Annotated in this window: 11 protein-coding genes; all 11 read left to right on the top strand. The window is 71.5% G+C overall.

The genetic code is table 11. The features are described from left to right. Window positions 1–13 precede the first annotated feature (13 nt). A complete protein-coding gene (gene rpmI / locus ABC270_RS16965; RefSeq protein WP_022903519.1) occupies window positions 14–208 on the top strand; it encodes a 50S ribosomal protein L35 in 195 nt (64 codons plus the stop codon). A gap of 27 nt (window positions 209–235) precedes the next feature. Further along, window positions 236–619, top strand: coding sequence for a 50S ribosomal protein L20 (rplT, locus tag ABC270_RS16960; RefSeq protein WP_058726112.1), 384 nt, complete (start codon window positions 236–238; stop codon window positions 617–619). 74 nt (window positions 620–693) lie between these two features. Continuing rightward, the gene (locus ABC270_RS16955) at window positions 694–1,620 is read left to right on the top strand and encodes a TrmH family RNA methyltransferase (protein ID WP_412881887.1); all 927 of its coding nucleotides are present in this window, start codon (window positions 694–696) and stop codon (window positions 1,618–1,620) included. A gap of 71 nt (window positions 1,621–1,691) precedes the next feature. After that, window positions 1,692–2,732, top strand: coding sequence for a phenylalanine--tRNA ligase subunit alpha (gene pheS / locus ABC270_RS16950; RefSeq protein WP_412881886.1), 1,041 nt, complete (start codon window positions 1,692–1,694; stop codon window positions 2,730–2,732). After that, on the top strand, window positions 2,732–5,224 hold the full coding sequence (gene pheT / locus ABC270_RS16945; protein WP_412881885.1) for a phenylalanine--tRNA ligase subunit beta: 2,493 nt from the start codon (window positions 2,732–2,734) through the stop codon (window positions 5,222–5,224). Before pheS ends, pheT begins: the two co-directional genes overlap by 1 nt. A 74-nt stretch (window positions 5,225–5,298) precedes the next feature. Continuing rightward, window positions 5,299–6,396: an N-acetyl-gamma-glutamyl-phosphate reductase gene (locus ABC270_RS16940; RefSeq protein ID WP_412881884.1), complete on the top strand. Its 1,098-nt coding sequence runs from the start codon at window positions 5,299–5,301 to the stop codon at window positions 6,394–6,396. A gap of 62 nt (window positions 6,397–6,458) precedes the next feature. Next, complete coding sequence (gene argJ, locus ABC270_RS16935; RefSeq protein ID WP_412882114.1) at window positions 6,459–7,625, top strand: bifunctional glutamate N-acetyltransferase/amino-acid acetyltransferase ArgJ; 1,167 nt, start codon at window positions 6,459–6,461, stop codon at window positions 7,623–7,625. Further along, on the top strand, window positions 7,625–8,698 hold the full coding sequence (gene argB / locus ABC270_RS16930) for an acetylglutamate kinase (protein ID WP_412881883.1): 1,074 nt from the start codon (window positions 7,625–7,627) through the stop codon (window positions 8,696–8,698). Before argJ ends, argB begins: the two co-directional genes overlap by 1 nt. Then, window positions 8,695–9,918 (top strand): acetylornithine transaminase, encoded by a 1,224-nt coding sequence (locus ABC270_RS16925; RefSeq protein ID WP_459562656.1) that lies wholly within the window; start codon window positions 8,695–8,697, stop codon window positions 9,916–9,918. Before argB ends, ABC270_RS16925 begins: the two co-directional genes overlap by 4 nt. Further along, window positions 9,915–10,931, top strand: coding sequence for an ornithine carbamoyltransferase (gene argF / locus ABC270_RS16920; RefSeq protein WP_412881882.1), 1,017 nt, complete (start codon window positions 9,915–9,917; stop codon window positions 10,929–10,931). The genes ABC270_RS16925 and argF overlap by 4 nt, the downstream gene beginning before the upstream one ends. 24 nt (window positions 10,932–10,955) lie before the next feature. Further along, complete coding sequence (locus ABC270_RS16915; RefSeq protein ID WP_058726105.1) at window positions 10,956–12,152, top strand: argininosuccinate synthase; 1,197 nt, start codon at window positions 10,956–10,958, stop codon at window positions 12,150–12,152. Window positions 12,153–12,310 lie beyond the last annotated feature (158 nt).

Here is a 12,310-nt window from a genome sequence, read left to right as displayed (position 1 = left end):
GAAAGGCACCTCCATGCCCAAGCAGAAGACCCACTCCGGGTCGAAGAAGCGCTTCAAGGTCACCGGCAGCGGCAAGATCATGAAGCAGCAGGCCGGTATGCGTCACAACCTCGAGGTCAAGAGCGCGAAGCGCAAGGCCCGCCTCAACGAGGACCAGGTCCTCGCGAAGGCCGACGCGAAGAACGTCAAGAAGCTTCTCGGCCACTGAGCCGGCGGAACGTAAAGGAATAGATCAATGGCACGAGTAAAGAGGGCGGTCAACGCCGCCAAGAAGCGCCGCGTCGTTCTCGAGCGCGCCGAGGGCTACCGCGGTCAGCGTTCGCGTCTGTACCGCAAGGCCAAGGAGCAGGTCACCCACTCCCTCGTCTACGCGTACCGCGACCGTCACGCCAAGAAGGGCGAGTTCCGTCGCCTCTGGATCCAGCGCATCAACGCTGCGTCGCGCGCGAACGGCCTGACCTACAACCGCCTCATCCAGGGTCTGAACCTGGCCGGCGTCGAGGTCGACCGTCGCATCCTCGCGGACCTCGCGGTGAACAACCCCGACACGTTCGCGGCGCTCGTCGAGACCGCCAAGAAGGCCCTGCCGGCCGACACCTCGGCCCCGAAGGCCGCGTAGTCACGCCAGCTGCACCACGAAGCCCCCGTTCCGTCCGCGGAGCGGGGGCTTCGTGCGTTCCTAGACTGGTGCCCGTGAGCGATCTCCTCGAGAACCCGAAGGCCGGCCGTGTCCGCGCCGTGGCCGCCCTCGCCAAGAAGGACGTCCGCGCCGACACCGGACTGTTCCTGCTCGAGGGGCCGCAGGCTGTCCGGGAGGCGCTCGAGTACCGCCCGGAGCTCCTCCGCGAGCTCTACGTGACACCGACCGCGGCCGCGCGCTACGCGCTCGACGACGCGCCGGTGGACACCTGGTTCGTGACCGAGCAGGTGCTCGACACCATGGCGGACACGGTCACGCCGCAGGGGGTCGTCGCGGTCTGTCAGCAGTTCCCCACGTCGGTCCGGTCGGTCTTCCCGGACCCCGGTTCCGTCGACGCGGCTCCCGTCGACGCGGGTTCCTTCGACCCGGCGTCCGCCGACCCGTCGGGCGGCCTGGAGGCGCGTGGCGGCTCCGCCTCGGAGGGTTCGCTGCCGGGGCTGGTCGCGATCCTGGAGCAGGTGCGCGATCCCGGGAACGCCGGCACGATCATCCGCGCGGCCGACGCCGCCGGGGCGGACGCGGTGGTCCTGACCGGGCGCTCGGTGGACCCGTACAACCCGAAGGTCGTCCGCTCGACCACGGGCTCGCTGTTCCACGTGCCGGTCTCGGTGGGCGTGACGCTCGCCGACGCGGTCGCACGGGCGAAGGCGCTCGGCTACACGGTGCTCGCGGCGGACGTGTCGGGCGACGACCTCCCGGAGGTCCGGGCCGACGGCATGCTCGACGGGCCGACGGCATGGGTCTTCGGCAACGAGGCCCGCGGGCTGACCGACGAGGACCTCGCGCTCGTCGACCGAGCGGTCAAGGTGCCGATCTACGGGCAGGCGGAGTCGATGAACCTCGCCACCGCCGCCTCGGTGTGCCTGTACGAGAGCGCGTTCGCGCAGCGGGCGGCGGCTGCTTCCTCCACGGACGGCTGACCCCGGGGCCTCCTCCACCGTCCACCAGGTACAGGACGGCGGTATCCCATCGGCCGGTAGGCTTGGGCCTCGTGTCAGAACACCTCGAGATCAGCGAACCGGCCGTCGCCGCCGCCGTGGACGCCGCCCTCGCGGCCGTCCGGGCCACGACGACCGTCGCCGAGCTGAAGCAGGCCAGGGCCGAGCACACCGGCGAGCAGTCGCCGTTGGCACGGATGAACGCGTCGATGCGCAGCGTGCCGCCGGAGCAGAAGGCCGCGGCCGGCAAGCTCGTCGGGCAGGCCCGCGGCCGGGTGAACCAGGCGATCGCCGAGCAGGAGTCCGTCCTGGCCGAGGCCGAGGAGCGTGCGCGGCTCGAGTCCGAACGGGTCGACGTCACCGCGCTGCCGTCCCGCCGGGCGCCCGGGTCCCGGCACCCGCTGTCCCTCCTGAACGACGCCGTCGCGGACATCTTCGTGGGCATGGGGTGGGAGGTCGCGGAGGGCCCCGAGCTCGAGCACGAGTGGTTCAACTTCGACGCCCTCAACTTTGACCAGGACCACCCGGCACGCGCCATGGCCGACACCGTCTTCGTCGAGCCGGTCGAGCGTCACCTGCTCATGCGCACGCACACCTCGCCCGTGCAGGTCCGGTCGCTGCTCTCGCGCGACCTGCCCCTCTACGTCATCGCCCCCGGGCGTGTGTACCGGGCCGACGAGCTCGACGCCACGCACCTGCCGGTCTTCACCCAGGTCGAGGGCATCGCGATCGACAAGGGCCTGACGATGGCGCACCTGCGCGGCACGCTCGAGCACTTCGCGCGGCAGATGTTCGGTGCCGAGGCGCAGATCCGCCTCCGTCCGAACTACTTCCCGTTCACCGAGCCGAGCGCCGAGATGGACGTCTGGCAGCCGAACGCCAAGGGTGGCGCGCGGTGGGTCGAGTGGGGCGGCTGCGGCATGGTCAACCCGAACGTCCTGCGCGCCGCCGGCATCGACCCGGACGAGTACCAGGGCTTCGCGTTCGGCATGGGCATCGAGCGGACGCTGCAGTTCCGCAACGGCCTGAACGACATGCGTGACTTCCTCGAGGGCGACATCCGCTTCTCGCAGCAGTTCGGAACGGTGGTCTGATGCGCGTCCCACTCCGTTGGCTCGGTGAGTCGGTCGACCTCCCCGAAGACGCCACCCTCGAGCACGTCCACGCGGCGCTCGTGTCGGTGGGCTTCGAGGAAGAGGACGTCCACACCTACGACCTGACCGGCCCGATCGTGGTCGGCCGAGTGTTGTCGCTCGAGCCGGAGCCGCAGAAGAACGGCAAGACGATCAACTGGTGCCAGGTCGACGTCGGCGAGCCGGAGCCCCGCGGCATCGTCTGCGGCGCGCACAACTTCGTCGCCGGTGACCTCGTCGTCGTGACGCTCCCCGGCGCCGTGCTGCCCGGCCCGTTCCCGATCGCCGCCCGGAAGACGTACGGCCACGTGTCCGACGGCATGATCGCCTCGGCGCGCGAGCTCGGCCTCGGCGACGAGCACGACGGGATCCTCCGCTTCGCGGACCTCGGCATGGAGCCCGAGGTCGGCGCGGACGCCATCTCGCTGCTCGGCCTCGACGACGCCGCGGTCGAGATCAACGTCACGCCGGACCGCGGCTACGCGATGAGCATGCGCGGGGTCGCCCGCGAGTACGCGCACGCCACCGGCGCCTCGTTCCACGACCCGGTCGACCGCGTGACGCCCCGCACCGCAGAGGGCTTCCCGGTGACCATCGACGACCAGGCGCCGATCCGTGGCCGCCAGGGTGCGACGACCTTCGTCACCCGGGTCGTCCGGGGCATCGACCCGAGCGTGAAGACACCGGCGTGGATGGTGTCGCGCCTGGCGCTCGCCGGCGTGCGTTCGATCTCGCTCCCAGTCGACATCACCAACTACGTCATGTTCGAGCTCGGTCAGCCGCTCCACGGGTACGACCTCGCGAAGGTCGTCGGTGGCCTCGGCGTCCGCCGTGCGCACATGGGGGAGACCCTCGTCACGCTGGACGACGTCACCCGGAAGCTCGATCCGGAAGACCTCGTGATCACCGACGGCGAGGGCCCGGTCGGCCTCGCCGGCGTGATGGGTGGTGCCCGGACGGAGATCTCCGCCTCGACCACCGACGTCCTCATCGAGGCCGCCGTGTTCGACCAGGTCTCGATCGCCCGGACCGCCAGGCGGCACAAGCTCCCGAGCGAGGCGTCCCGTCGGTTCGAGCGCGGCGTCGACCCGCTCGTGTCCGAGGCAGCGGCCAACCGCGCCGTGGGACTCCTCGTCGAACTCGCCGGGGGCACCGCGGACCCGCTCGGCTCGACCCTCGTCGACACGGCACCCCGCCCGACCATCGCCATGCGGATCGCTCGCCCCGCCGAGCTGATCGGCGTCGAGTACACCGACGCCGAGGTCATCGACACGCTCCGCGCGATCGGCGCCACGGTCGAGGTCGACGGCGAGCTGCTGTCGGTCACGCCGCCCACGTGGCGCCCGGACCTCGGCGACGACACCACCCTGGTCGAGGAGATCGCACGGATCGTCGGCTACGGCCGCATCCCGAGCGTCCTCCCCGTCGCACCACCCGGACGCGGGCTCACCGTCCACCAGCAGGCTCGTCGTCGGGTCGCGAACGCCCTCGCCGCCGCCGGGCTGGTCGAGGTCGTCACCGCGCCGTTCGTGTCCGCCGCCACGCAGGACGCCTACCCGGGCATCGACGGCGACGGCGGCCCGAGCGTCGTCCTCGCGAACGCCCTCGACAGCGAGCAGAACCGGCTGCGACGCAGCGGCGTGCCCGCGCTCGTCGACGTCGCGCGGCGCAACGTGTCGCGCGGCCTCGTCGACGTCGCGGTGTACGAGACCTCGCGCGTCTTCCTCCCGGAGGACGGACACGAGCTCGGCACCGACGTCGTCCCCGCCGGTGCAGCCCTGCCCGACCGCGAGACCCTTGCCGCCCTCGACGCCTCCCTGCCGGCCCAGCCGTTCCACGTCTCGGCGCTCCTGACGGGCAACCGGGTCCCGAAGCAGCCGGGCACCGCGGCGGAGCCGTACGGCATCGCGGACGCGCTCGACGCCGCGCGCGAGGTCGCCTGGGCCGTCGGCGTGGAACTGACGGTGGCCCAGACGACCCACCCGTCCCTGCACCCGGGCCGCGCGGCGTCGCTCCTCGTCCGTGGCACCGTCGTCGGCGTCGCGGGCGAGCTGCTGCCGGAGCTGAGCGAGGCCGCGGTGCTGCCGCGCGTGGTCGCCGTGCTCGAGCTCGACCTCGACGCCCTCGTCGCGGCCGCGCCGGAGCTCGTGTCGGTCGCCCCGATCGAGTCGTACCCGGCGGCGACGCAGGACCTCTCGCTCGTGGTGGACGCGGACGTGGCGGCGGGTGACGTCCTCGACGCCGTCCGCTCTGGTGCCGGAGAGCTGTTGGAGTATGCTCGCCTCGTGGACGACTACCGGGGCACCGGCGTGAGCGAGGGACAGAAGTCCCTGACGTTCGCGCTGCGCTTCCGTGCCACGGACCGCACGCTGACCGCTGCCGAGGCCTCCGAGGCCCGTGACGGCGCTGTCCGACGTGCCGGCGAGCGATTCGGGGCGACCCTGCGCGACTGATCCCACAGGATCACCGCCCGGGGCCGCCGCCTCCGACTCTCTCGACGACCAGTCCGACCCAAAGGTGGAATCCCATGTCCGTATCCGTCGCCGTGGCGGGAGCCTCCGGCTACGCGGGCGGTGAGCTCCTGCGCGTGCTCTCCGCCCACCCCGAGTTCGAGGTCAGGACGGTGACGGCGTTCTCGAACGCCGGACAACCGCTCATCGCCACGCAGCCGCACCTCCGGTCGTTGGCGCACCTGACCCTCGTGGAGACGACGGCAGAGAACCTCCGCGGACACGACGTGGTGTTCCTCGCCCTCCCGCACGGGCAGTCCGGGGCGATCACCGCCGAGCTCGACGACGACACCCTCGTGGTCGACTGCGGGGCGGACCACCGGCTGACGGACCCGGCGGCGTGGGAGTCCTTCTACGGGGGCGACTGGTTCGGAGCATGGACCTACGGGCTCCCGGAACTCCTGCACGCCGCGCCCGCGCCGGGCTCCGCGGAGGAGTGGCGCGACGAGGAGGACATCGCCTCCCAGGGTCGGCAGCGGTCCGAGCTGGCCGGCACGAAGCGGATCGCGGTGCCGGGGTGCAACGTCACCGCCGTCACGCTCGGCATCCAGCCGGGCATCCAGGCCGGGCTCGTCGAGGCGGACGACATCGTCGCGGTGCTCGCGGTCGGGCCGAGCGGGGCCGGCAAGAAGCTCGCGACGACGTACCTCGCCTCCGAGATCATGGGGTCCGCGAGCGCCTACCAGGTCGGCGGCAAGCACCGGCACATCCCGGAGATCCAGCAGAACCTCCAGGTCGCCGGCGCCGCGGACGTCACGATCTCGTTCACGCCGGTGCTCGTCCCGATGTCGCGCGGGATCCTCGCGACCACGACCGCGAAGCTCGCACCAGGGGTGAGCGCCCGCGACGTCCGGCTGGCATGGGAGCAGGCCTACGCGGACGAGCCCTTCGTGCACCTCCTGCCCGAGGGCGAGTTCCCGCGCGTCGCCGACACGATCGGGGCGAACACGTGCCTGGTCGGCATCGCCGTCGACGAAGCCGCCGGCCGCGTGGTGGCCGTGAGCGCGCTCGACAACCTCGTGAAGGGCACCGCCGGGGCTGCGGTCCAGTCCACCAACATCGCCCTGGGTTTCCCCGAGACCCTCGGCCTCAGCGTGGACGGAGTCGCCCCGTGACCGAGACGAACCAGCCCGGGACGAGCCAGCCTGCCGGAGCCGAGCGGGGCCTCCGATCAGGGGTGACCGGCAAGGGGGTGACCGCAGCGGCGGGGTTCCGCGCCGCGGGCGTGACCGCCGGACTCAAGGCGAGCGGCAAGCCGGACGTGGCGCTCGTCGTCAACGACGGACCGGAGGCAGCGGTCGCCGCGGTCTTCACGAGCAACCGTGCACAGGCGCACCCCGTGATCTGGTCCCGCCAGGCCGTGGGTGACGGCACCGCCCGCGCAGTGGTCCTGAACTCGGGGGGTGCGAACTGCTTCACGGGTCCCTTCGGGTTCCAGACCACGCACATGACGGCGGAGGCCGTCGCCGCCGCGCTCGGGATCGGGGCCGGCGACGTCGTCGTGTGCTCGACGGGCCTCATCGGCGTCGGCGACCAGACCTTCCGCGACAACGTGCTGAAGGGCGTCGACCTCGCGACGGACGCCCTGTCCGCCGACGGCGGCGCCGACGCCGCCACGGCGATCATGACGACCGACACGAAGCCGAAGCAGTCCGTCGTGACCGAGGACGGCTGGACGGTCGGCGGCATGGCGAAGGGCGCGGGCATGCTCGCACCGGGCCTCGCGACGATGCTCGTCGTGATCACGACCGACGCACTGCTGTCCTCCGACGAGCTCGACCAGGCACTCCGCGCGGCCACCCGCGTGACGTTCGACCGTGTCGACTCCGACGGCTGCATGTCGACGAACGACACGGTCGTCCTGATGTCGTCGGGTGCGAGCGGGACGACGCCGGAGGTCGGCGACTTCCAGGAAGCCCTGACCGCGGTCTGTGCCGACCTCGCCAAGCAGCTGCAGCAGGACGCCGAGGGCGCGAGCCACGACATCGCCATCGAGGTCGTCGGTGCCGCGAGCGAGGACGACGCCGTGACCGTCGGCCGGAGCGTCGCACGGAACAACCTCTTCAAGGCGGCCGTGTTCGGCAACGACCCCAACTGGGGCAGGGTGCTGGCGGCGATCGGCACCACCGACGCCGACTTCGACCCGTACGCGGTCGACGTCAGCATGAACGGCGTCCGGGTGTGCCACGCGGGCGCGCCCGACGAGCCGAGCGACACCGTCGACCTGACCGGTCGCGAGACCCACGTGCTCATCGACCTCGGGGTGGGGCCGCACGCGGCGACGATCCTGACGAACGACCTGACGCACGACTACGTCCACGAGAACAGCGCGTACTCCAGCTGATGAGCGACCACGACCTCACCAAGGAAGAAGAGCACGAGCTCGCCGCCGTCAAGGCCGCGACGCTCATCGAGTCCCTGCCCTGGCTGAAGCGGTTCTCGGGCAAGGTCGTCGTCGTCAAGTTCGGCGGCAACGCGATGATCAACGAGGACCTCAAGCGGGCCTTCGCGGAGGACATGGTGTACCTGCGCTACGCGGGGCTGCACCCGGTCGTCGTGCACGGCGGTGGGCCGCAGATCTCGGCTGCGCTCAAGGAGCAGGGCATCGAGTCCGAGTTCCGGGGCGGGTACCGCGTCACCACGACCGAGGCGATCACGGTCGTCCGCGACGTCCTGGCCGGCGAGGTCAACCGCGAGATCGTCGAGCTGGTGAACGAGCACGGCGACGGGCTCGCGGTCGGCGTCTTCGGCGACGGCGGTTCGCTCTTCACCGGCGAGAAGAAGGGCGTCGTCGTCGACGGCGAGCACTTCGACCTCGGCCACGTGGGCGACATCACGCACGTCGATCCGTCCGGCGTGCTCGCCGCGATCGAGGCCGGCCGGATCCCGGTCGTCTCGAGCATCGCGATCGACGACGCCCACCCGGACCAAGCCCTGAACGTGAACGCCGACGCCGCCGCCGGTGCGCTCGCGATCGCACTCAAGGCCGCGAAGCTGATGATGCTGACCGACGTCCCGGGCCTGTACCGGAACTGGCCCGATCGCGACTCCATCGTCGACCTCATCGCGGTCGAGGAGCTCCGCGAGCTCCTGCCGTCGCTCGAGTCGGGGATGATCCCGAAGATGACCGCGTGCCTCGACGCCGTGGTCGGCGGCGTCGGCGGCGCGACCATCATCGACGGTCGGATCCCGCACTCGATCCTGCTCGAGGTCTTCACCCTCCGCGGCGCCGGCACCGAGGTCATCCCGGATCCGAGTCGACGCACCGAGAACCAGATGACCCACGCCGAGATCGGGCGCCGGGTCGCGGCGTCCGCGTCGTCGAGCGCGACGGACGACGGCACCACAACGTCCAGCGCCGCGGACCGCACCGCGGGCAAGCACGAAGCCACGACCGAGAAGGGGCACGAGCAGTGAGCACCGAGACGCAGACCCAGACCTGGAACGACCGGTTCGGGGCGTCGCTCATGCGATCCCTGACCCCGCCGAAGATCATGCTCGAGCGTGGTCAGGGCTGCCGGGTGTGGGACGTCGACGGCAACGAGTACCTCGACTTCCTCGCCGGCATCGCCGTGAACTCGCTCGGGCACGCGCACCCTGCGCTCGTGGAGGCCGTCGCCGACCAGGCGGCGAAGCTCGTGCACGTCTCCAACTACTTCGCGACGCCGCCGCAGCTGGAGCTCGCCGAACGCCTGAAGCGCATCACGGGTGCCGGTGACGCCGGTCGCGTGTACTTCGGCAACTCCGGCGCGGAGGCGAACGAGGCCGCGTTCAAGCTCGCTCGCCTGAACAAGGGCGCCGACGGGAGCAAGACCCGGATCCTCGCGCTGAAACAGGGGTTCCACGGCCGGACCATGGGCGCGCTCGCGCTCACCGGCAAGCCCGCGCTGCAGGAGGACTTCCTGCCGATGGTCCCCGGCGTCGAGCACGTCGACTCCACGGTCGAGGCGCTCGAGTCCGCGTTCGACGACCACGTCGCGGCGCTCATCCTCGAGCCGATCAAGGGCGAGGCCGGGGTGGTGGACCTGCCCGAGGGCTTCCTGCTCGCCGCACGTCGCCTGACCGAGGAGCACGGCGCGCTGCTCATCCTCGACGAGATCCAGACCGGGGTCGGCCGCACGGGCAACTGGTTCACCTACCAGGGGCACGGCTTCACCCCGGACGCGATCACCATCGCGAAGGGCATCGCCGGCGGCTTCCCGATCGGTGCCCTCGTCACGTTCGGCTGGGCGTCCGACCTGTTCTCGGCCGGCCAGCACGGGTCGACGTTCGGTGGCAACCCGCTCGGCACCCGTGTCGCGAACGCCGTCCTCGAGGAGATCGAGCGCGCCGACCTCGTCGCCGGAGCCGTGACGAAGGGCGAGCGGATCCGTGCGGGCATCGCCTCCATCGACTCGCCGCTCGTGCAGGAGGTGCGCGGCACCGGCCTGCTCATCGGCGTCGGCCTGACCGCGCCGGTCGGTCCCGCCGTCAACCAGGCCGCGCTCGAGCGGGGCCTCATCATCAACGCACCGAACGAGTCGAGCCTGCGCATCGCGCCCCCGCTCGTGGTGTCCGACACCGAGATCGACGAGTTCGTGTCGATCCTCGCCGAGAGCCTGGCGGCCGTCGCCAGCACCCAGGAGCCGTCCGCATGACCCGCCACTTCCTCCGCGACGACGACCTGAGCCAGGCCGAGCAGTCCGCGATCCTCGACCTCGCGGCGCAGATGAAGGCCGACCGCTGGGCCGCGAAGCCCCTCGCCGGGCCGCAGTCCGTCGCGGTCATCTTCGACAAGTCCTCCACCCGGACCCGGGTCTCGTTCCACGTCGGTATCTCCGACCTCGGCGGCAGCCCGCTCGTCATCACGACGGCGAACAGCCAGCTCGGCGGCAAGGAGACCCCGTCTGACACGGCGCGCGTGCTCGAGCGCATGGTGTCCGCGATCGTGTGGCGCACCTACGCCCAGTCCGGTCTCGAGGAGATGGCTGCGGGCACCCGGGTGCCCGTGGTGAACGCGCTGTCCGACGACTTCCACCCGTGCCAGCTCCTCGCCGACCTCCTCACCATCCGTGAGCACCGTGGGACGCTCGCGGGTCAGACCGTGGCGTTCGTCGGGGACGGCGCGAGCAACATGGCCCAGTCGTACCTGCTGGCCGGAGCGACCGCGGGCATGCACGTCCGCGTGGCCGCGCCGGAGTCCTTCGCACCCGCAGCGTCGGTCGTCTCGGACGCCGAGCAGCGCGCTGCCGTCACGGGCGGTTCGGTCCTCGTCGTCACCGACCCGGTCGCTGCCGTCGCCGGCGCGGACGTCGTCGTCACCGACACCTGGGTCTCGATGGGCAAGGAGGACGAGAAGCAGGCGCGGCTCGACACCTTCGCCGGCTACCGCGTGGACGACGCGCTGATGGCGCACGCCGTCGACGATGCCGTCTTCATGCACTGTCTGCCCGCCGACCGTGGCTTCGAGGTCACGGCCGAGGTCATCGACGGTCCGCGCAGCATCATCTGGGACGAGGCGGAGAACCGTCTCCACGCCCAGAAGGCCCTCCTCGCCTGGCTCCTGGCCGCGAACTCCGCCGGAGCGGCCGCGAACACGGCCGGAGCGGCCGCGAACACGGCCGAAGCGGCCGCGAACACGGCCGAAGCGGCCGCGAGCCCCACCAACTGACACCCCCACCCAAGGAGAAACCACATGGCAGACCGCGTCGTACTGGCGTACTCCGGAGGCCTCGACACCTCCGTCGGCATCGGCTGGCTCAAGGACGCCACCGGCAAGGACGTCGTCGCACTGGCGGTCGACGTCGGCCAGGGCGGCGAGGACATGGACGCCATCCGTCAGCGCGCGCTCGACTGCGGCGCGGTGGAGTCGGTCGTCGTGGACGCGAAGGACGAGTTCGCCGACGACTACCTGGTGCCCGCCCTCAAGGCGAACGCGCTGTACCAGAAGCGCTACCCGCTGGTGTCCGCGCTGAGCCGCCCGCTCATCGCGAAGCACCTCGCCCTCACCGCGAAGCAGCTCGGAGCCGACAGCGTCGCGCACGGCTGCACCGGCAAGGGCAACGACCAGGTCCGCTTCGAGGCCGCCGTCGCCGCCATCGCCCCCGACCTCACGAGCGTCGCCCCCGTCCGCGACCTCGCGCTCACCCGCGACAAGGCGATCGTCTACGCGAACGAGCACAACCTGCCGATCGAGCAGTCGAAGAAGTCGCCCTACTCGGTCGACCAGAACGTCTGGGGCCGCGCGGTCGAGACCGGCTTCCTCGAGGACCCGTGGAACGCGCCGATCGAGGACCTCTACTCGTACACGCAGGACCCGTCGGTCCCGCGCGACGCCGACGAGGTCACGATCACCTTCGAGCAGGGCGTCCCGGTCGCGATCGACGGCCAGCGCTTCAGCGTCCTCCGGATCGTGCAGGAGCTCAACGCCCTCGCCGGCAAGCACGGCGTCGGCCGCATCGACGTCGTCGAGGACCGCCTGGTCGGCATCAAGTCGCGCGAGGTGTACGAGGCTCCGGCCGCGATGGCGCTCATCGCCGCGCACGAGGAGCTCGAGAGCCTGACCCTCGAGCGCGACGTGAACCGCTACAAGCGCGGCATCGAGTCGGAGTGGGCCGACCTGGTCTACGACGGCCTGTGGTTCGGCGGCCTGAAGCGCAGCCTCGACGCGTTCATCGACCACACCCAGCAGCACGTGTCCGGCGACATCCGCCTGCAGCTGCACGGCGGCCGTGCGACGGTCACGGGCCGGAAGTCGGAGCAGAGCCTCTACGACTTCGACCTCGCGACCTACGACACCGGCGACACGTTCGACCAGTCGCTCTCGAAGGGCTTCATCGAGCTGTGGTCGCTGCCGTCGAAGATCTCGGCCCGGCGCGACGCCGCCAACTAGAGCACCCCGGTGGGACGGGACACGCCGGTCCCGTCCCACCACCGGCCGGCCCCGCCCCACCACCGCCGGCCGGTCCCGCCCCACCACCGGCCTGGAGGCACGACCCGACTCCGCCCCGCCGCCCGCGTCCGACCGACGGGGGCCCCGCACCACCCGCC

Source organism: Curtobacterium phoenicis, assembly GCF_047238015.1.
Taxonomy (GTDB): domain Bacteria; phylum Actinomycetota; class Actinomycetes; order Actinomycetales; family Microbacteriaceae; genus Curtobacterium.
The sequence above is the reverse complement of the archived record's forward strand: the minus strand, read 5'-3'. Positions and strand labels throughout refer to the sequence as shown.

Bases quoted from the DNA above. Each gene is read 5' to 3' on its own strand.
- rplT (WP_058726112.1), top strand. From the start codon at position 236: ATGGCACGAGTAAAGAGGGCGGTCAACGCCGCCAAGAAGCGCCGCGTC.
- argF (WP_412881882.1), top strand. From the start codon at position 9,915: ATGACCCGCCACTTCCTCCGCGACGACGACCTGAGCCAGGCCGAGCAG.
- rpmI (WP_022903519.1), top strand. From the start codon at position 14: ATGCCCAAGCAGAAGACCCACTCCGGGTCGAAGAAGCGCTTCAAGGTC.
- argB (WP_412881883.1), top strand. From the start codon at position 7,625: ATGAGCGACCACGACCTCACCAAGGAAGAAGAGCACGAGCTCGCCGCC.
- pheT (WP_412881885.1), top strand. From the start codon at position 2,732: ATGCGCGTCCCACTCCGTTGGCTCGGTGAGTCGGTCGACCTCCCCGAA.
- ABC270_RS16915 (WP_058726105.1), top strand. From the start codon at position 10,956: ATGGCAGACCGCGTCGTACTGGCGTACTCCGGAGGCCTCGACACCTCC.
- ABC270_RS16940 (WP_412881884.1), top strand. From the start codon at position 5,299: ATGTCCGTATCCGTCGCCGTGGCGGGAGCCTCCGGCTACGCGGGCGGT.